Consider the following 19,189-nt stretch of genomic DNA (forward strand, 5'->3'; position numbering starts at 1 on the left):
GCGTCATGGCTTTTACAACAGCACTCAGCGGTTTGAATGCCGCATCCAACAATCTGTCGGTAACCGGCAATAACATCGCCAACTCCAATACGGTGGGTTTCAAGAAATCCCGCTCGGAATTCGCCGACGTCTATGCCGCCAGCCTCGGCGGCGTCAGCAGCACCACGGCCGGCTCTGGCGTCAAGGTCACCAACGTGGCCCAGCAATTCAATCAGGGCAGCTTGTCATTCACCGACAACAATTTGGACCTGGCCATCAGCGGCGAGGGTTTTTTTACGCTGGCGAAAAGCCCTACCGAAACCACCGATTTATCGTACACCCGCGCCGGCGAATTCAAATTGGACAAGGACGGCTATCTGGTCAACAACCAGGGCAAGGCCTTGATGGTGTACGCGCCCAACGGTACCTCAGTGACCGATGGCTTCAGTACCGGCGTCACCCAATCCGTGCAAATCAACACCCTGACCGGCCTGCCCAGCGCCACCGATACCGCTTCGCTAACCGTCAACCTGAACGCCAACGCGGCCACCCCGAGCGTCACCACCTTCGATCCGACCGACAGCAACTCCTACAATTCCCAAACCTCGGTGACGATTTACGACTCGCTCGGTTCGCCGCACATCCTGACTACCTACTTCGTCAAGGGCACGTCAACCGCCAGTTCCACCGACTGGGACGTCTATCACTACATGAGCGAACCGGCCACGCCGACCGCCAAGACGCCGGTCAATGCCGGCACCTACGGTTCGACGGTGTCCGCGCCATCCGACCTAACGGTGCCGCCGACGCCGGCGACAATGACCTTCGACTCCTCGGGCAAATTGACCACCCCATCCAACGGCCGCTTCGCGCTCAGCGCCTACACCATCACGCCTGCCACCGGCGCGTCCGACATCACCGTATCGACGATGGACTATTTCGGGTCCACCCAGGTCCAAGAGAAATTCAGCGTCAACGCGATGACCCAAAACGGTCTGCCTGCCGGACGCCTGACCGGCATCGACATCGACGATGAAGGCGTGATTTTCGCCCGCTTCAGCAACGGCGGCTCGCAAACCATGGGCAAGGTCGCTCTGACCCGTTTTGCCAACACCAACGGCCTGTCCAAACTCGGCGATACCGCCTGGGGTCAAAGCGCCACCTCCGGCGACCCGATCGCCGGCGAAGCCGGTTCCAACAATTTCGGCTTGATTCAATCCGGCGCGCTGGAAAGCTCGAACGTCGATCTATCGGCGCAATTGGTCAATCTGATCGTCGCCCAACAAGCGTATCAAGCCAACGCCCAAACCATCACGACCGAAAACACCATTATGCAGGCCGTCCTCAACATCAGGTAAACACGGCTAGCGCGGGACCGGGCCGGCAAGCGGCGCCGGTCCCGCCTGCTTTTACGGAGATTTCCCATGGACCGCAGCCTTTACATCGCGATGAACGGCGCCAAGCAGACCTTGCTCGCGCAAACCGCCAACGCCAACAACCTCGCCAACACCCAGACGCCCGGCTTCAAGTCCGACTTCGAGCAATTCCGAGCCATGCCGGCGTTCGGACCCGGTTATCCGACCCGCGTTTACGCGATGACCGAACGGCCCGGCAGCGATCTCTCGTCCGGCGCGCTGCAAACCACCGGCAACGAACTCGACGTCGCCATCAACGGCCCCGGCTGGATCTCGGTTACCACGCCGGACGGCAAGGAAGCCTACACCCGCGCCGGCGATCTGCGCATTACGCCCGAAGGTCAACTGCAAACCAGTTCCGGGCTCGCTGTCGTCGGCGAAGCCGCGCTCGGTATCACGATACCGCCGGCTCGCAAAATCGACATCGGCGACGACGGCACGATCAACATCGTGCCGCAAGGCGAAAATTCGACCAACACCGTGATCGTCGACAGAATCAAGCTGGTCAATCCCGATCCGGCTTCGCTGGAGAAACGCGAGGACGGCTTGATGCATACCAAGGACGGCGCGGTTCAGACGGCAGACGCGAACGTCGTATTGGTCCAGGGAGCCCTGGAAAACAGCAACGTCAATCCGATGGCGGCGATGGTGGAGATGATCGAACTGTCCAGAAACTTCGATCTGCAAAGCAAGGTCATGAAAACCGCCGACGAAACCGCCAACAGCACGGCCAAGATCATGCAAGTGGCATAGAAGCTGCTTTATCCCTGATAAGACAAAAATTTGTCAGATCAGGAGACGAACATGACAGAACGAGCATTATGGGTCGCAAAATCCGGACTGGATGCCCAACAAACCCGAATGGCCGTGATTTCCAACAATCTGGCCAACGTCAACACCACCGGCTTTAAGAAAGCCCGACCGATTTTCGCCGACTTGATGTACCAAAACGTCCGTCAAGCCGGCGGCCAATCCACCCAAAACACTCAGTTGCCGACCGGCTTGCAGTTGGGCACCGGCGTCAGAACCGTCGCCACCGAGAAGCTGCATACCCAGGGCAACGTTCAGCAAACCGGCAACTCGCTGGACATGGCCATCAGCGGCCGCGGCTTCCTGCAAATCCTGATGCCGAGCGGCGAGATCAATTACACCCGCGACGGATCGTTCAAGCTGGATTCGACCGGCCAGATCGTCACCTCCAACGGCATGCCGCTAGAGCCGGCCATCACGGTACCGCAGGATGTCACCAGCATTACGATCGGCCTAGACGGTACCGTCACCGTCACCCAACCCGGCTCGGCGGCGGCCAACCAAATCGGCCAGATTCAAACCGCCGACTTTATCAACACCGCCGGCCTGGAGCCGATCGGCGACAACTTGTACCGCGAAACCGTCGCCAGCGGCGCGCCTATCGTCGGTACGCCGGGCGAGAACGAATTCGGCAATCTGGTGCAAGGCTCGCTGGAGACGTCCAACGTCAACGTGGTCGAGGAATTGGTCAATATGATCGAAACCCAACGCGCATACGAGATGAACTCCAAGGCCATCTCCACCACCGACCAAATGCTGTCGTTCGTTACCCAACAACTCTAATTCAGGGGCATGACGATGAACACCTATTTTCCGCATCGGCGCCGGTACTCCGGCAAACTCTTGCCGCTGGCGGCCGCGTTTCTGCTGGCACTGACCGGTTGCGACACTCTGCCCAAGCGCGATCCGGATTTCGCACCGGTCCAACCGGCAGACCTGAGGCCCCCGCAACAGAACAACGGCTCGATTTACCAGGCCGGTTACGACATGCGCCTGTTCGAAGACATCAAGACCCGCCGGGTCGGCGACATTTTGACGGTCACACTGGACGAAGCCACCCAAGCCAGAAAACAAGCCAATACCAACACCTCGAAAAACACCTCGGTGTCGGCGACCGCGCCAACGCTGTTCGGCGTCGCCAGCCAGGCCTTGTTGGGTCACGACTTGAAAACCAGCTTGGCCGCGACTACGCAATTCGACGGCAAGGGCAAGGCCGACCAAAGCAATACGCTGACCGGCGACATCAGCGTCACCGTCGTCGAAGTACTGCCGAACGGCAACGTCCGGGTGCGCGGCGAGAAACGGGTGGCCTTGAACGACGGTAACGAATACGTGCGCTTGTCCGGCATTGTTCGCCCCATCGACATTGATGCCGCCAACACCGTGTCGTCCTCCAAAGTCGCCGATGCAACGATTATGTACACCGGCGACGGCGGCATCGCGGATTCCAACAAAATCGGTTGGCTGGCCCGATTTTTCCTGAGCCCGATTTTCCCGTTTTAAACCGTTTCGGCGCTCTTTTGAGGATACCATCATGAACAGAACCACATTGATCGTCATCGCCTTCTGGCTGCTGAGCGGCGGCTGGGCGCATGCCGAACGTATCAAAGACTTGGCGTCGGTGGCCGGGGTACGCTCCAACCAGTTGGTCGGCTACGGCTTGGTCACGGGCCTGGACAAATCCGGCGACAAATCGTCCAAGTTCGCCCCGCAAACCTTGCGCAATATGATGGGCCAGCTCGGCCTGACCCTGCCGCCGGGTACCGATCCGAAAGCCAAAAATACCGCGTTCGTCAGTATTCACGCGGAACTGCCGGCCTTCGCCAAACCGGGTCAGAAAATCGACGTCACCGTGTCGTCCATCGGCGATGCCAAAAGCCTGCGCGGCGGCTCTTTGCTGATGAGCCCGCTGAAGGGCGCCGACGGCAAGGTTTACGCGATTGCCCAAGGCAATCTGGTCGTCGGCGGCCTGAGCGCGGGCGGCCAGGACGGCTCCAAAATCACCGTCAACAATCCGTTGGTCGGCCGAATTCCCAACGGCGCGTCGGTCGAACAAGTGGTGCCGACCTCGTTCGACCAAAGCGGCGATCTGGTCTTTAACCTGAACAATACCGACTTCACCACCGCCAACAACGTGGTGCAAGCGATTAACAAAGCCTTCGGCGCCGATACCGCCCGCGCGGTCGACGCCGGCTCGGTCAGCGTGCGGGCACCGGTGGAGGCTTCGCAACGGGTCAGCTTTGTTTCGATGTTGGAAAACCTCGACGTCACGCCGGACGACGCGCCGGCCAAGGTCATCGTCAACTCCCGAACCGGCACCGTAATCATCAATAGCAAGGTCAGGGTGCAGCCGGCGGCGGTATCGCACGGCAGCTTGACCGTGACGATCAACGAAAACCCGCAAGTCAGCCAGCCCAATCCGCTATCGGGCGGCAGTACCGTGGTCACGCCGCAATCGCAGGTGTCGATCAAAGAGGACAAAAACCATATGTTCGTCTTCAACCCTGGCGTTTCGTTGGACGAAATCGTCCAGGCGGTCAACGGCGTCGGCGCCGGACCCAGCGACTTGGTGGCGATTTTGGAAGCCCTGAAATCGGCGGGCGCGCTACGGGCGGAATTGATCGTCATTTAAGTCTGACAGTGCTTGGGAGGTTGCCATGTTAAACGCGGATACCGCATCGGTTTATACCGACTTCGCCGGATTGGCCAAATTGAAACAAGGTGCGCGCGAATCCTCGCCGGCCGCGATCAAGGAAGCCGCCAAACAATTCGAATCGCTGTTTTTGGGCATGGTGATGAAAAGCATGCGCGAAGCCAAACTGGCCGACGGCTTTGCCGACAGTCAACAGAGCAAGATGTACCAAGACATGTACGACCAGCAAATGGCCATGCATTTATCCGGCACCGGCGTCGGGCTGGCGGAAGTCATCGCTAAGCAGCTGAGCCCCAGGCAAGACAAGCAGGAAGACGAGCCAGGCCGTGTGTTACAAGCCAGCGACTACTTGGATCGCGTCGCCGGCAGCGGCTCGGCCAACGGCAACCGGCAACCGCCGCGCGGCGGGCAAGCCGCGTCCAACGCGTTGGACGCCTCGGGACTGAGCAGCCTGGAACGCAGCCTGGCTCGACTGGAGCGTGATCAGTCCAACACCGCCGGACGTTGGCGCGACTTGGACTCGGCACCGGCCTCGTCGGACGTAATCGATGACGGCGCCACGCCGGCCCAGCAAACCTTTTTCAACGAATTGATGCCGCATGCCCGGCAAGCCGCGCAAAGCTTGGGGGTCGACGCCAAACTGTTGCTGGCTCAAGCCGCGCTGGAAACCGGCTGGGGACAGGCGATGGTCAAAAACGGCGGCGATAACAGCTACAACCTGTTCAACATCAAGGCGGATAGAGCCTGGCAAGGCAAGCAAGCCAAGGCAATGACATTGGAGTTCGACGGCGGCGTCGCCCAAAAACAGGTGGCCGGTTTCCGCGCTTACGACTCGTACAAAGATAGCTTTAACGATTACGTGGACTTCATCAAATCCAACCCGCGTTATGAACAAGCGTTGAAAAACGCCGAGAACCCGGCGCAATACATCCGCTCTTTGCAAAAAGCCGGCTATGCCACCGACCCCAAATACGCGGAAAAAGTCATGTCTATCTATCGCAGCCATGCCGGCGACAGCGCGGCGAGCGACACCAACGGTTAGGAGACCATCATGGGCTTGGGCATATTGGACACCGCATTATCCGGACTGACGGCGTTTCAGCGCTCGCTGGAAACCACCAGCAACAACATTTCCAACGTCAGCACCGAAGGCTACAGCCGGCAGCGCGTCGAAACCGCGACCCGTCGCGAGCAATATACCGGCTCCGGCTACGTCGGCAGCGGCGTCAGCGTCGTCAATATCACCCGCAGTTACGATCAGTTCATTACCGGCCAGGTCCGCTCCAGTACCTCGGCCTACCACGACGTCGATAGTTTTTATACCTTGTCCAGCCAAATCGACAACATCACCGCCGACGACACCACCGGTCTGGCGCCGGCGATGAAATCGTTCTTCGACGCAGTCGACACCGTCGCCAACGACCCCACCTCGATCCCGGCCCGCCAAACCTTGTTAACGCAGGCCAGCTCGTTGACCCAGCAGTTCAACACCTTGAATACCCGCTTCGGCGAATTGCGCGATCAGGTCAATACCAACCTGGAGACCGATCTCACCGAGATCAACGGGTATGCCAAGGCCCTGGCCGATCTCAACGTAAAAATCGTCGCCGACATCGGCAGGGCTTCCGGTCGAGAAATGCCCAACGATTTGCTGGACCAACGCGACTTGTTACTGAACAAAATCGCCGAAAAAGTCGACGTCAATTTCACCAGCCAAACCGACGGATCGATCAATGTCTTCATCGGCAACGGTCAACCTCTAGTATTGGGTAATTCCGCCTCGCAACTCTCCCTGCAGTCCTCCGCCACCGACTCGACTCATAAGGAAATTCTGCTGAACGGCCAGGACATTTCCGGTTTGATTTCCGGCGGCGAGCTTTACGGCAATTTGCGTTTCCGCGACCAAGTACTGGACCCGGCTCAAAAACAACTGGGCACGCTGGCGATGGGTCTGGCAACCGAGTTTAACAGCACCCATCAGGCCGGTTTCGATTTGAACGGCGACCCCGGCCTGGCATTCTTCGACCTCGGCTCGCCGGTGGTTCAGGTCACGCCGCACACCGCCGACGACAACCTGCTGGCCACCGCCAGCTTCGTCGCCCCCAGTTCGTCGGCCAACCTGGATACCGGCTACCGGATCAGTGTCACCGGCACCAGCCCCAACGCCTATACGTTGACCAATCTGAGCAGCAACACCAGCCAAACCGGCCTGGACGACACGACGCTTGCCACCGCCGCCGCGGCCTTAGGCTTCAGCATCACGTTCAGCGGCGGTTCGCTGACCAGCGGCGATACCTTCGACCTCAGCCCGAGCTTTAACGCGGCCGGCACCTTGAAGGTGAACAGCGCGATCACCAATCCCAAACAAATCGCCGCCGCCAGCAGCGCCGCCGGGGTGCCCGGCGACAACAGTAATGCGCTGGCGCTGGCCGATCTGGAAACGAAAACCCTGATGCAAAACGGCAAGGCCAGTTTCACCCAAGTCTACAGCCAGTTGGTGGCCGACGTCGGCTCGCAAACACACGCGGCCTCGGTCAACCGGACCGCGCAGGACACCTTGTTGAAACAAGCCACCAGCGCCAAGGAAACCGTTTCCGGCGTGAATCTCGACGAGGAAGCCGCCAACCTAATCAAATTCCAAAACGCTTACGCAGCCGCCGCCAAGGCCGTATCGGTGGCTAGCACGCTATTCGACACCCTCATTGGAGCGGTACGTTAGGAGAATTCACATGCGCATTTCCACGACCTGGAACCACCAGCTCGGCGTCGACGCGATGCTGGAACAACAGTCCAAACTCAGCGACACCCAACTCAAATTGTCGTCCGGCAAGAAATATCTGTCGCCGTCCGAAAATGCTCCGGCGGCGGTGTCGTTGATCAATTTGGAACAAAACATCAAAGAGAACCAACAGTTTCAGACCAACATCGGAGCGGCCCGGCAACGCTTGGAGTTGCAAGAGTCCAGCCTGGAAAACGCGACCAACGTGTTGCAACGCATCCGCGAATTGGCCGTGCAAGGTATGAACGACAGTAATACTGTTACCAATCGTCAGGAAATCGCCGCGGAAATCGATGAACTAAACAAACAGTTGCTGGGTATGGCGAACACCAAAAACGCTAACGGCGAGTATTTGTTTGCCGGCTACAAGAGCGACACGATTCCGTTCGATACCACCACTTACGCCTATCAGGGCGACGCCAACCAGCGCAGCATCTCCATCGGCCCCAGCCGGACCATTACCGATGGCGACGCCGGTGAAGCAGTCTTCGGCGTGTACTCGGCCGGAACATTGACGCCCGGCGGCATCGACAATGCATTTCAAGCCATCAACCGGTTATCTCAGGATCTGAAAGCCAATACGCCAAACAGCGGATCATTGGACGATATCGATAGAGCGATGGTCCGCTTCGAAACCACCCGCGCCTCGACCGGCGCGCGCTTGCACGCACTGGACGATCAGCAAAATTTGAATACCGACTACATCTTGGCCAACAAAACCACCGCATCGGCGATAGGCGACTTGGATTATGCCGACGCATTGAGTAAATTCAGTCTGCAACAAACGTCGTTGCAAGCCGCGCAAGCCGCGTTTACCAAGGTGCAAAATCTGTCATTGTTCAATTACATTTCGTAGCGAAACACATCGGTTTGCCGCCCGTCAAAGGGAACTCGGTTTTCTGTTCGCGAATCGAAGCGTAACGACCGGGACTTGGATATTGTCGGCCGCTTTCCGTTCAAATCTTCCGTGCCGCGATCGCTTGGCTAAGCTGGTAAACCGCCATCGCATACAGCGGGCTATGGTTATAACGGGTGATGACGTAGAAATTGTGCAAGCCTATCCATAAGTCTTCGCCGATTTGCTGTTGGTACGCCAGTAGCTTGACCGCCTCGCCGGCGGGCAAACCGGCCGGCAATTCGACCCCCAACTTGCGCAGTTCGGCCGCACTGGTATCGGGCTTGACACCCTTGCTCAAGGCCTTTTTATACGCCTCTCCCGCAGCGTTGACCGGGTACGCGATCGGACCGCCGGGTTTCCATTGGTTGCTGGCAAAGTAGTTGGCGACGCTGGCGATCGCATCAGCCGGATTCGTCCAGATATTGCGTTTACCGTCGCCATCCAAATCCTTGGCATAGCTTCGAAAACTGCTCGGCATGAACTGCGGCAAACCCATCGCGCCGGCATACGAGCCCATCGGCTGCAACGGGTCCATGCCCTCCTCGCGCGCCAACACCAAATACTGCTCCAACTCCTTTAAAAAGAATTCGCTACGCGGCGGATAGGCGAATCCCAATGTCGCCAACGCATCGATCACCCGGTATTTGCCGGTGTGCGCGCCGTATTTGGTTTCGACGCCGATGATGGCGACGATAATGTCCGCCGGAACCCCATATTGGTGTTCGGCTTGGCGCAACGCGGCTTCGTTATCCTTCCAAAACTGCACGCCGCCGGCGATGCGGGCCTCGGTCATGAAAATTTCGCGGTATTGAAACCAGGGCTTGCCCTCCGCCGGCTTGGACATGGCATCGAGTATCGGCTGCTGGATGTTGACCGCCTTGAACAAGCTCCGTAACTCCGTTTCGTTGAAACGATGCTGCTTGACCATCTGCTTGATGAAACCGTTGAAGGAATCGGTGGTGGCAACTTCAGCCAGTGCCGGGCCAATGGCCGACAATAACAACAACATAAACGCGACTTTAAAATTCATAAACTCAGACAGAAAATGGGAATAATTGGGGAATATTACGCGGTTTTCCCCGAGCGGACCGCTGGTTTATGGCGATCGCCTCAAACCGGCAACAACTTGCGATGAGTGTGTATCGACATCAGAATGCCGAAACCGGCCATCAGCGTCACCATTGAGGTGCCGCCATAACTGACCAAGGGTAGCGGCACTCCAACCACCGGCAACACGCCGATCACCATGCCGATGTTGACGAACACGTAAACAAAGAAGGTGAAGGACAAACTGCCGGCCAACAACCGGGAATAGGTATCCTGGGCTTGCACGGCAATGTAAAAGCAGCGGCTGATGACCAGTAGATACATCAACAGCAAACCGACGCAGCCAAACAGACCGAATTCTTCGGCGAAAACCGCGAAAATAAAGTCGGTGGAACTTTCCGGCAAAAAATCCAGCTCGGCCTGACTGCTGCCCAGCCAGCCCTTGCCGTCCACGCCGCCGGAACCGATCGCGATTTTGGACTGAATAATATGGTAGCCGGCCCCCATCGGGTCGGCCTCGGGATTGATGAAAGTCAAGACCCGGCTGCGCTGGTACTCGCGCATGAAGTGCCACATGACCGGGGTCAGCGCGCCCAACACCGCCACCGCCCCCAACATGACCCACCACGACAGGCCCGCGAAGAATAACACCGCGGCCCCGGAACTGGCGACCAGCAGAGCCGTGCCCAAGTCAGGCTGCTTAGCGATCAATAGCACCGGCACCAACAACAATATCCCGGCCGCCAACAGATGCTTGGGTTTAGGCGGCAAGGCGTGCTCGGACAAATACCAGGCCACCATCATCGGCGCGCTGATCTTGGTAAACTCCGACGGCTGGAAGCGAAAAAAGCCCAAGTCCAGCCAGCGCTGAGCGCCCATGCTAATTTGGCCGATCACCGCCACCGCCAGCAACAACAGCACGCACACCGAAAACAAAGCGACCGAGAAAGTCTGAAATTGCCGGGGGTTGATGTGAGCCAGCACGATCATCAATACAATGGCCAAGCCCATCCGGCTGGCATGACGCACCAACATCGCCATTTCCTGCCCGCCGGCGCTGTACAAAATCACGAAGCTGAGCGCCAGAATCAGCAACAAACCGATGAACAGCGGGATGTCGATATGCAGCTTGCGCAGCAGGTTGCCAAGCAAGGACGGCGCTTGAAATTGTTCGTTGCGCATTTCGTTTCTCATGGCGAACTGTCCTTTTTCTGGTTCAGATAAGCATCGATAATTTCACCGGCGATCGGCGCCGCCACCGAACCGCCGTGACCACCGTGTTCGGCGATCACCGCGACGGCGATCTGCGGATCGTGCACCGGGGCGAATGCGATGAACAAGGCATGGTCGCGCATTTTGAAGTCGATCGCGTCCTCGTTATATTTCTCTTCCTGTTTGACGGTAAACACCTGGGCGGTACCGGTCTTGCCGGCGATCTGATAATTGATGGCCTTGGCCAGCCGCCCGGCGGTACCGCGCGCGCCATGTACCACGTTGGTCATCGCCCGAATGACGTTCTCGACATTTTGCGGTTTCAGCGGAATGATCCGGTCGGCCTTGCCTTCGATCCGATCGGCATAATCGGCGCTGATGATGCTATGTACCAAATGCGGCGTAATGACCTTGCCGCCGTTGGCCAGAGTTGCGGTGGCGTGAGCCAATTGCAAGGGCGTAACTTGGGTGTAGCCCTGACCGATCCCGGTAATCAGGGTCTCGCCCGGAAACCAGGCCTGATTGCGGTAGTGGCGTTTCCAAGCCTTGGACGGCATCAAGCCGTCGATTTCGCCCACCAGATCGATACCGGTCTTGCGACCAAAACCGAATTTGTCCATGAACTCATGCATCTTATCGATACCCAGCGCCAGCGCCAGATCGTAAAAATACACATCGCAGGATTGGGTGATCGCTTCGTTCATGTCGACCATCCCGTGTCCCCACTTCTTCCAGTCGCGGTATTTATGATCGACGTTGGGCAACTTGTAGTAGCCGGGACAAAACAGCCGGTGGCCGAAGTCGATGACGCCGTACTCCAGCCCGGCCAAGCCTAAAAACGGCTTGACCGTCGAACCGGGCGGATATAGTCCGCGTAGCGCCCGGTTGTACAAGGGCTGGTCCGGCGATTCCTGCAAAGCCTTGTAGTCCTTGCCGGAGATGCCGGAAACGAAGGGATTGGGATCGAAACCCGGCCGGCTAACAAAAGCCAACACCGCGCCGGTTTTGACTTCTATCGCCACCGCCGCGCCGTTGAACTCGACCAATGCGTCGTAGGCAATCTTTTGTATGTCGATATCCAGTGTCAGATAGATATTCGATCCTGCGACCGGCTCGACCGTCGCCACGGTATTGACCGCCCTGGCTTGAGCGTTGGTTTCGATTTCCTCGTAACCGGCGGTACCGAGCAGATGTTCCTCGTAGGTCTTCTCGATGCCGGTCTTGCCGATATGGTCCGTCCCGCGGTACATGACGGAAGGCAGGGTCTTCAACTCCTGCTCGTTGATCCGCCCGACGTAACCAACCACGTGGGACGTCAAGTCGCCGTAAGGATAGTGGCGCACCAAGCGAGCGTAGACGTCGACGCCGGGAAAATACGGTCGGACGACCGCGAATTTGGCGACGTCTTCGTCGGTCAGATTTTGCAGCAAGGCCGTACTGGTAAACGATTTGTTGCGCTTACGCAGTTTTTGAAACGCCTCGATTTTTTCGTCGGGAATGTTCAGCAGTTGCTGTAGACGCTTCAAAGTGTCATCGAGGTTGCCAATCTGCTCCGGTATCAGCTCCAGGCTGTAAGTCGGCACGTTTTCGGCCAACATCCGACCCTTGCGATCGTATATGACGCCGCGCGTCGGCGGCAACGGCGCGATCTTGATGCGATTGTCCTTGGACAGCATCGCGTAATGTTCGTGGCCGACCACTTGCAGGTAAACCAGACGCACCACCAGACCGATCATCAACACGATAATCAGGATAAAAGCCGTGACGATACGACTTAGAAACAGACGGCTTTCCGCCAGCGGGTCCTTGATCGCGAATTTTCTGTCCATCGCCGGTCAGTCGAGGCGCGCCATGACCCGGATAAAGCGCAGCAGATAAAACACCAACGGCCAGACCAGCGCCCCGCTCAGCGCCGGATACCAAAACGACAACGGCAAGCGGTTACCGGCCTTGATGCTTTCGATCGCGAAAATCACGCTTTGCGAACCGAGCAGGCAAAACAGTACGAACAGGCATTGCTGAACCATCGGAAACTGTCGCAGCCGCCGGTGTTCGTTGATGCTGAAGTAGCAAATCAACGGATAAATCAACGCGTACTGCCCCAGCAAGCGCCCGGTCAGTACGTCGGTCAACAGCCCTATCCACCAAGCGCTGAATACGCCGAAGCGTTCCGGCAGCGCGATCGACCAATAGATCAAAACCAACACCACCCAGTCCGGATTGAACACTTCCATCCCCGGAAACAGCCCCATCACCCGCAGCACCATCGCACCGGCTACCGTGACGACAAAATAAATCAAAGCCAGCGCGTTATGGCCCGACATGTTTGGCATCCTTGGGTTTCGCGGCGACCGGCGCCGGCTGCTCGGCGGTTTCCGATTTGACCGGCTCGCCCAAAACGACCGGCGTCGAATCGCTCCAAACGATCAAAAACTCCCGACTCTTATCCAGCTCCGCTTTCGGCGTGGCATAGATATTGGCGAACGATTTGTCCGGTCTAGCCTCGAATTTATCGACTACCGCGACCGGATAACCGGCCGGAAACACGCCGCCCAAACCGGACGTGACCAACAGGTCGCCGGGTACGATGTCGGCGTTATTCGCTAAAAACGGCAGATGCAGCCGGTTGGGTTGCCCGGTGCCGAAGGCTATCGTCCTCAGGCCGTTGCGATTGACTTGCACCGGGATCGCGTGATCGGGATCGGTGATCAACATCACTTCCGAGCTGGACGGCATCGTGCGGACCACTTGGCCGACAATACCGCTGGCATCCAGCACCGGCTGTTCGGGATGCACGCCGAAGCGAGAGCCCTTGTTGACGACGACGGTATGCTCGTAGGGCGCCAGTTTGACCGACACCAATTCGGCCACCAGCACTTGCTCGCCAAGTTGAAACGAATTCTCAAGCAACATGCGTAGCCGGGTGTTTTCCTTCTCCAGGGCCGCGAGTTTCAACAACTTGGCGTCGTTGACGAACTGCTGCTCCTTCAGCCGGCGATTCTCTTTTTGTAGTTCGACATAGGAAATCACCGAATCGGACAAATCATGGTAAGCGTCGATGGGCAGGCTGGCCAGCATTTGCAAGGGGTAGGTCGCCATCGCCAACAGCGAGCGCAGCATGTTCAAGCGTTGGCTGCGGTAATCGACCACCAACAGCGCAACCGAAAGCAATACCGCGACCAACAGACGGGTATTCAGCGAAGGGCCTTTGGCGAATAGCAGTTTTATGGCAAAACCTCTAGCGATTTTGAAGCGGCAATCCCGACGGAAAATAAAGGATTGCCGACAGGCCCAGTCCAACGATCCGCAACCGCCGAACGGTACCCGCTGAAACAAAAAAGACGGCGGGAACCGACATCACCGGTTAACGCCGTCCCTCGAACGACCGAACGCCGAGCGGACTATTCCAGCGAAAATGCCGAGGCGCCTCGGGCGTCCAGCATCTCCAACACCATGCCGCCGCCGCGAGCGACGCAGGTAAGTGGATCGTCGGCAATGTATACCGGCAAGCCGGTTTCCTCGGAAATCAAGCGATCGATGTCTTTCAACAGCGCACCGCCGCCGGTCAGGACGATACCTCGGCTAGCGACATCGGCGCCCAATTCCGGCGGGGTTTGTTCCAGCGCGACCTTGACGGCACTGACGATACCGGACAAAGGCTCCTGCAAGGCTTCCAGAATTTCGTTGCTGTTCAATGAAAAACTGCGCGGCACGCCTTCGGCCAGATTGCGGCCGGTGACTTGCATTTCGCGAACTTCGCTACCGGGATAAGCCGCGCCGATTTCATGCTTGATTTTCTCGGCGGTGGCTTCGCCGATCAGCGTGCCGTAGTTGCGGCGCACGTAGCTGATGATCGCGTCGTCGAAACGGTCGCCGCCGATCCGCACCGACGCCGAATAGACGATACCGTTCAATGAAATGACCGCGACTTCCGAAGTGCCGCCGCCGATATCCAGCACCATCGAACCGTGTGCCGCATCGACCGGCAAACCGGCCCCGACCGCGGCGGACATCGGTTCCTCGATCAAATACACTTCGCGAGCGCCAGCCATCGCCGCCGACTCGCGAATCGCCCGCCGCTCGACCTGAGTCGAACCGCAGGGCACGCAAATCAGAATGCGCGGACTGGGCCGCAGCAGTTTGTTTTCATGCACCTTTTTAATGAAAAACCGCAACATGCGTTCGGTTACGGCAAAATCGGCGATCACACCGTCTTTCAAGGGCCGGATCGCGGTGATGTTACCGGGCGTGCGGCCCAACATATTTTTAGCGTCGGCGCCGATCGCGGCGATGGTTTTCTGGCCGCGGATCTTGTCCTCCTTAATCGCGACGACGGACGGCTCATTCAATACGATTCCCTGGCCCGGAACATAAATCAGCGTATTTGCCGTTCCCAAGTCGATAGACAGATCATTGGAAAAAAGGCCACGAATTCTTTTGAACATTAAACGGTATCCTAAATGCACACAGAAAATCCCGCTACTTTAACAATCAAGCGGGCGATAGGGCAAGATATAAAGTATCATAGATTTACCGATAAAACTTGGAGTTAGAAGATGTCGTTAACGGCTAATGACGTTAAAAAAATCGCCTATCTGGCACGCTTGGGAATCGAGGAATCGCAGGTCGAACATTACGCCAAAGACCTATCCAACATGCTGGATTTAATGACCCGGATGGGGCAAACCGACACCGCCGGCATCGCTCCGATGGCGCATCCGCTCGACCAAACCCAACGCCTGCGCGCCGATACCGCCGTCGAGACCAACCAACGAGCGCATTTTCAAGCCATCGCCCCGCAAACCGAAGCCGGACTTTATCTGGTCCCGAAAGTCATCGAATAATTCCGAACCATGCACACGCTATCGCTAACCGAATTAGCCGCCGGACTGCGCGGCAAGCAATTTTCCAGCACCGAATTGACCCAGGTCTTTTTGGCTCGCATCGGACGACATCAAGCCCTGAACGCCTTCGTCACGGTCAGCGAAGAACTGGCCTTGCAGCAGGCGGAAGCCGCCGACCGGCGCTTGGCCGCCGGCACGCCGACGCCGCTGACCGGCATCCCGATCGCCCAAAAAGACATCTTTTGCACGCAAGGCGTTAAAACCAGTTGCGGCTCGAAAATGCTGGACAACTTCATCGCCCCGTACGACGCCACGGCGGTCGAACGCTTCAATCAGGCTGGCGCGGTGATGCTGGGTAAGTTGAACATGGACGAATTCGCTATGGGTTCGTCCAACGAAACCAGTTTCTACGGCCCGGCTCGCAATCCATGGGATACCGAACGGGTGCCGGGCGGCTCGTCCGGCGGTTCGGCGGTCGCCGTTGCGGCGAGGCTGACGCCGGCGGCGACCGGTACCGACACCGGCGGCTCGATTAGGCAACCTGCAGCCTTATGCGGCATCACCGGCTTGAAACCGACCTACGGTCGGGTTTCGCGCTACGGCATGATTGCCTACGCCTCGAGCCTTGACCAGGGCGGACCGATGGCGCGTAGCGCCGAAGATGCGGCCTTGTTGATGCAGGTCATGGCCGGTTTCGACGGCAAGGACTCCACCAGCGTCGACCAGCCGGTACCGGATTACAGCGCCGGTCTGAACGACAGCCTGCAAGGTTTGAAAATCGGCCTGCCGAAACAATTTTTCAGCCCCGAACTGGACAGCCAAATCGCGGCGACGATTCAGTCCGCGATCGCCGAATACCAGAAACTCGGCGCGACGGTACAAGAAGTGGACATGCCGAATCTGGAACTGGCGATACCGGCTTATTACGTGATCGCCTCGGCCGAATGCTCGTCCAACCTGTCGCGTTACGACGGCGTGCGCTTCGGCTACCGCTGCCAAAACCCAGCCGATTTGACCGACCTCTACATCCGCTCGCGCGGCGAAGCCTTCGGCGCGGAAGTCAAACGCCGGATTCTGATGGGCACTTATGCACTGTCGGCCGGCTATTACGACGCCTATTATCTGAAAGCCCAACAGGTGCGCCGATTGATCAGCGACGATTTCAAACGCGCTCTTAGCGAAGTCGACGTATTGATGGGACCGGTCACGCCGAGCACGGCATTCAAAATCGGTTCAAAAACCGACGACCCGATTCAGATGTATCTGGAAGACATTTACACGATAGCGATCAACCTGGCCGGCCTGCCGGCGATGTCGATTCCGGCCGGGTTCATAGCCGGCCTGCCCGTTGGCTTGCATATCATCGGTAACTATTTCGGCGAAGCCAAGTTGTTGAACGTCGGCCACCGCTACCAGCAGGTCACCGACTGGCACAATCAAGTGCCAAAGGGTTTCGAATAACAGGGGGCAATATGGCGCCGATCACGCAATTATCACAATTGGATCCTAACGGCACCTATAGTTACGCCGATTACCTGACTTGGCAGCTCGAGGAGTCGGTCGAACTGATCAAGGGCAAGATCATGGCCATGTCGCCGGCGCCGAGCAGAAAGCACCAAAGCGTATCGCTAAATTTTGCCGTCAGCCTTGGCAACTACTTTAAGCACAAGGATTGCAAACTCTACCCTGCGCCGTTCGACGTCAAGCTCTACGACCGCCGTAAATCCTTGCTTCAAGACCGCGAAGTTTTCAGCGTTATCCAGCCCGACCTGTGCGTGATCTGCGACAAAGACAAACTGACCGAACAAGGCTGCGATGGGGCGCCGGATTGGATCATCGAGATTTTATCGCCCGGCAACAGCCAAAAGGAATTGCGTCTGAAATACCAGCTGTATCAGGAAAACGGCGTGACGGAATATTGGACGGTTTATCCTTACGAGCAAGCCGTCCATCAATTCGTGCTCGATCAGAACGAAAAATACCAACTGCACGCCATGCACGCCGGCGACGAGATTGCCATCCCCTATTTATTCCCCGACCTGCAAATCGACCTGAACGACGTTTTTGCCGAATAGTTTTAAAGGAAAGCAACATGAGCTCACAATGGGAAGCCGTCATCGGCTTGGAAATCCACACCCAACTCTCTACGAAATCGAAAATCTTTTCCGGCGCGGCGACTGCCTACGGCGCCGAACCCAACACCCAGGCTTGCGCGGTGGATTTGGGACTACCCGGCGTATTGCCGGTATTGAACGAAGACGCGGTACGCAAGGCGGTAACCTTCGGCCTGGCTATTGATGCCGAAATCGCACCGCACTCGATCTTCGCTCGCAAAAACTATTTCTACCCCGACCTGCCGAAAGGCTATCAAATCAGCCAATTCGAACGACCTATTGTCGGCAACGGCCATCTGGATATCGAAGTCGACGGTGAAACCAAACGCATCGGCATCACCCGGGCCCACTTGGAAGAAGACGCCGGCAAATCGCTGCACGAAGATTTTCACGGCCTGACCGGCATCGACCTGAACCGCGCGGGCACGCCGCTACTGGAAATCGTCTCCGAGCCGGACATGCGTTCCGCCAAGGAAGCCGTGGCCTATATGCGCAAACTACACGAGCTAGTACGTTATCTGGAAATCTGCGACGGTAATATGCAGGAAGGCTCGTTTCGCTGCGACGCCAACGTTTCGGTTCGCCCCAAAGGCCAAGCCGAATTCGGGACCCGTGCCGAAATCAAGAACATCAATTCGTTCAAGTTTGTCGAAAAAGCCATCAATCACGAAATCGAGCGACAAATCGACATCATCGAAGCCGGCGGCAAAGTGGTCCAAGAAACCCGCTTGTACGACGCCAACAAAGACGAAACCCGCTCGATGCGTAGCAAGGAAGAAGCCAACGATTACCGTTACTTCCCAGACCCGGACTTGTTGCCGGTGATCGTCGAGGAAGCCCTGAAGGCTGAAATTCGCGCCACGTTGCCGGAATTGCCAGGCGCCAAAAAGTACCGTTTCATCGAGCAATACGCGTTGGATGCGGAAAGCGCCGCCACGCTGACCTCATCGCGCGAATTGGCCGACTTCTTCGAACAAGTCGCGGCCGAATCCGGGGAAGCCAAGTTGGCTGCGAATTGGTTAACCGGCGACGTGCTCGGCGCATTGAACAAAGCCGGCTTGGAAATCGACGCCTGCCCGGTCAGCGCCGAACGTTTGGCGGGCTTGCTGAAACGCATTGCCGACAACACCATCTCCGGCAAGACCGCCAAGCAGGTGTTCGACAAACTCTGGAACGGCAGCGCAACGGCGGATCAAATCATCGAACAGGAAGGCTTGAAGCAAATCACCGATACCGGCGCCATCGAAGCCATCGTCGACAAGGTCATCGCCGCCAATCCGGTACCGGTCGAACAATACCGGGCCGGCAAAGACAAGGCGCTGATGGCGCTGGTCGGCCAAATCATGAAAGAAACCCAAGGCAAGGCCAACCCCGCAGAAGTGAATAAAATGTTGGTTGCCAAATTAAAGGATTAAAACCGTCGATAGCGGGCATTTAC

The 19,189-nt window shown here is 57.6% G+C and carries 18 protein-coding genes; 12 read left to right on the forward strand and 6 right to left on the reverse strand.

Translation table 11 applies throughout. From position 1 onward, the window contains the following. The first annotated feature begins 5 nt into the window (after nt 1–5). The 8 genes from flgE (at nt 6) to flgL (ending at nt 8,492) form a co-directional block, all read left to right on the forward strand. A complete protein-coding gene (flgE, locus tag ACP4CD_RS14490) occupies nt 6–1,337 on the forward strand; it encodes a flagellar hook protein FlgE (protein ID WP_064023938.1) in 1,332 nt (443 codons plus the stop codon). A 66-nt stretch (nt 1,338–1,403) separates the two neighbouring features. Then, nucleotides 1,404–2,147 (forward strand): flagellar basal-body rod protein FlgF, encoded by a 744-nt coding sequence (gene flgF, locus ACP4CD_RS14495; protein ID WP_064023937.1) that lies wholly within the window; start codon nt 1,404–1,406, stop codon nt 2,145–2,147. Nucleotides 2,148–2,198: 51 nt separating this feature from the next. Further along, entirely contained in the window at nt 2,199–2,987 is a 789-nt protein-coding gene (gene flgG, locus ACP4CD_RS14500; RefSeq protein ID WP_064023936.1) for a flagellar basal-body rod protein FlgG, read from the forward strand. 15 nt (nt 2,988–3,002) lie between these two features. Then, nucleotides 3,003–3,707, forward strand: coding sequence for a flagellar basal body L-ring protein FlgH (gene flgH / locus ACP4CD_RS14505; protein WP_168033562.1), 705 nt, complete (start codon nt 3,003–3,005; stop codon nt 3,705–3,707). Between the two features lie 31 nt (nt 3,708–3,738). Then, nucleotides 3,739–4,836 carry a flagellar basal body P-ring protein FlgI gene (locus ACP4CD_RS14510; RefSeq protein WP_064023934.1) on the forward strand — a complete coding sequence of 366 codons (1,098 nt, stop codon included), beginning with the start codon at nt 3,739–3,741 and terminating at the stop codon, nt 4,834–4,836. A gap of 25 nt (nt 4,837–4,861) precedes the next feature. Continuing rightward, nucleotides 4,862–5,899 (forward strand): flagellar assembly peptidoglycan hydrolase FlgJ, encoded by a 1,038-nt coding sequence (flgJ, locus tag ACP4CD_RS14515; protein ID WP_313729193.1) that lies wholly within the window; start codon nt 4,862–4,864, stop codon nt 5,897–5,899. A 9-nt stretch (nt 5,900–5,908) separates the two neighbouring features. Then, nucleotides 5,909–7,576 (forward strand): flagellar hook-associated protein FlgK, encoded by a 1,668-nt coding sequence (gene flgK, locus ACP4CD_RS14520; protein WP_426991429.1) that lies wholly within the window; start codon nt 5,909–5,911, stop codon nt 7,574–7,576. 10 nt (nt 7,577–7,586) lie between these two features. Next, nucleotides 7,587–8,492, forward strand: coding sequence for a flagellar hook-associated protein FlgL (gene flgL / locus ACP4CD_RS14525; protein WP_281022120.1), 906 nt, complete (start codon nt 7,587–7,589; stop codon nt 8,490–8,492). Nucleotides 8,493–8,592: 100 nt separating this feature from the next. Here flgL and mltB read toward each other — a convergent pair whose 3' ends face one another. The 6 genes from mltB to ACP4CD_RS14555 form a co-directional block, all read right to left on the reverse strand. Beyond that, nucleotides 8,593–9,564 (reverse strand): lytic murein transglycosylase B, encoded by a 972-nt coding sequence (mltB, locus tag ACP4CD_RS14530; protein WP_426991430.1) that lies wholly within the window; start codon nt 9,562–9,564, stop codon nt 8,593–8,595. Between the two features lie 80 nt (nt 9,565–9,644). Beyond that, nucleotides 9,645–10,775: a rod shape-determining protein RodA gene (rodA, locus tag ACP4CD_RS14535; RefSeq protein WP_064023929.1), complete on the reverse strand. Its 1,131-nt coding sequence runs from the start codon at nt 10,773–10,775 to the stop codon at nt 9,645–9,647. Continuing rightward, the gene (gene mrdA / locus ACP4CD_RS14540; protein WP_071154966.1) at nt 10,772–12,622 is read right to left on the reverse strand and encodes a penicillin-binding protein 2; all 1,851 of its coding nucleotides are present in this window, start codon (nt 12,620–12,622) and stop codon (nt 10,772–10,774) included. The genes rodA and mrdA overlap by 4 nt, the downstream gene beginning before the upstream one ends. 6 nt (nt 12,623–12,628) lie before the next feature. After that, a complete protein-coding gene (mreD, locus tag ACP4CD_RS14545) occupies nt 12,629–13,117 on the reverse strand; it encodes a rod shape-determining protein MreD (protein WP_064023927.1) in 489 nt (162 codons plus the stop codon). Then, on the reverse strand, nt 13,104–14,021 hold the full coding sequence (gene mreC, locus ACP4CD_RS14550) for a rod shape-determining protein MreC (RefSeq protein WP_426994686.1): 918 nt from the start codon (nt 14,019–14,021) through the stop codon (nt 13,104–13,106). Before mreC ends, mreD begins: the two co-directional genes overlap by 14 nt. Before the next feature lie 173 nt (nt 14,022–14,194). After that, the gene (locus tag ACP4CD_RS14555; RefSeq protein ID WP_064023926.1) at nt 14,195–15,238 is read right to left on the reverse strand and encodes a rod shape-determining protein; all 1,044 of its coding nucleotides are present in this window, start codon (nt 15,236–15,238) and stop codon (nt 14,195–14,197) included. A 111-nt stretch (nt 15,239–15,349) separates the two neighbouring features. Between ACP4CD_RS14555 and gatC the strand changes: the two genes are divergently transcribed. From gatC to gatB, 4 genes are read left to right on the forward strand one after another with little or no spacing between them, the layout of a single operon-like run. Continuing rightward, nucleotides 15,350–15,637 (forward strand): Asp-tRNA(Asn)/Glu-tRNA(Gln) amidotransferase subunit GatC, encoded by a 288-nt coding sequence (gene gatC, locus ACP4CD_RS14560; RefSeq protein WP_064023925.1) that lies wholly within the window; start codon nt 15,350–15,352, stop codon nt 15,635–15,637. A gap of 9 nt (nt 15,638–15,646) precedes the next feature. Further along, a complete protein-coding gene (gene gatA, locus ACP4CD_RS14565; protein WP_426991432.1) occupies nt 15,647–17,098 on the forward strand; it encodes an Asp-tRNA(Asn)/Glu-tRNA(Gln) amidotransferase subunit GatA in 1,452 nt (483 codons plus the stop codon). Between the two features lie 11 nt (nt 17,099–17,109). Next, complete coding sequence (locus ACP4CD_RS14570; protein ID WP_064023923.1) at nt 17,110–17,712, forward strand: Uma2 family endonuclease; 603 nt, start codon at nt 17,110–17,112, stop codon at nt 17,710–17,712. A 17-nt stretch (nt 17,713–17,729) separates the two neighbouring features. After that, complete coding sequence (gene gatB, locus ACP4CD_RS14575; RefSeq protein ID WP_426991433.1) at nt 17,730–19,166, forward strand: Asp-tRNA(Asn)/Glu-tRNA(Gln) amidotransferase subunit GatB; 1,437 nt, start codon at nt 17,730–17,732, stop codon at nt 19,164–19,166. The last annotated feature ends 23 nt before the right edge of the window (nt 19,167–19,189 follow it).

The organism is Methylomonas stagni (assembly GCF_050154735.1).
Classification (GTDB): Bacteria; Pseudomonadota; Gammaproteobacteria; order Methylococcales; family Methylomonadaceae; genus Methylomonas; species Methylomonas koyamae_A.

What these genes read in the sequence shown, in the direction of transcription:
- flgE (WP_064023938.1), top strand. Translation starts at nt 6, where the DNA reads ATGGCTTTTACAACAGCACTCAGCGGTTTGAATGCCGCATCCAACAAT.
- flgF (WP_064023937.1), top strand. Translation starts at nt 1,404, where the DNA reads ATGGACCGCAGCCTTTACATCGCGATGAACGGCGCCAAGCAGACCTTG.
- flgG (WP_064023936.1), top strand. Translation starts at nt 2,199, where the DNA reads ATGACAGAACGAGCATTATGGGTCGCAAAATCCGGACTGGATGCCCAA.
- flgH (WP_168033562.1), top strand. Translation starts at nt 3,003, where the DNA reads ATGAACACCTATTTTCCGCATCGGCGCCGGTACTCCGGCAAACTCTTG.
- ACP4CD_RS14510 (WP_064023934.1), top strand. Translation starts at nt 3,739, where the DNA reads ATGAACAGAACCACATTGATCGTCATCGCCTTCTGGCTGCTGAGCGGC.
- flgJ (WP_313729193.1), top strand. Translation starts at nt 4,862, where the DNA reads ATGTTAAACGCGGATACCGCATCGGTTTATACCGACTTCGCCGGATTG.
- flgK (WP_426991429.1), top strand. Translation starts at nt 5,909, where the DNA reads ATGGGCTTGGGCATATTGGACACCGCATTATCCGGACTGACGGCGTTT.
- flgL (WP_281022120.1), top strand. Translation starts at nt 7,587, where the DNA reads ATGCGCATTTCCACGACCTGGAACCACCAGCTCGGCGTCGACGCGATG.
- mltB (WP_426991430.1), bottom strand. Translation starts at nt 9,564, where the DNA reads ATGAATTTTAAAGTCGCGTTTATGTTGTTGTTATTGTCGGCCATTGGC.
- rodA (WP_064023929.1), bottom strand. Translation starts at nt 10,775, where the DNA reads ATGAGAAACGAAATGCGCAACGAACAATTTCAAGCGCCGTCCTTGCTT.
- mrdA (WP_071154966.1), bottom strand. Translation starts at nt 12,622, where the DNA reads ATGGACAGAAAATTCGCGATCAAGGACCCGCTGGCGGAAAGCCGTCTG.
- mreD (WP_064023927.1), bottom strand. Translation starts at nt 13,117, where the DNA reads ATGTCGGGCCATAACGCGCTGGCTTTGATTTATTTTGTCGTCACGGTA.
- ACP4CD_RS14555 (WP_064023926.1), bottom strand. Translation starts at nt 15,238, where the DNA reads ATGTTCAAAAGAATTCGTGGCCTTTTTTCCAATGATCTGTCTATCGAC.
- gatC (WP_064023925.1), top strand. Translation starts at nt 15,350, where the DNA reads ATGTCGTTAACGGCTAATGACGTTAAAAAAATCGCCTATCTGGCACGC.
- gatA (WP_426991432.1), top strand. Translation starts at nt 15,647, where the DNA reads ATGCACACGCTATCGCTAACCGAATTAGCCGCCGGACTGCGCGGCAAG.
- ACP4CD_RS14570 (WP_064023923.1), top strand. Translation starts at nt 17,110, where the DNA reads ATGGCGCCGATCACGCAATTATCACAATTGGATCCTAACGGCACCTAT.
- gatB (WP_426991433.1), top strand. Translation starts at nt 17,730, where the DNA reads ATGAGCTCACAATGGGAAGCCGTCATCGGCTTGGAAATCCACACCCAA.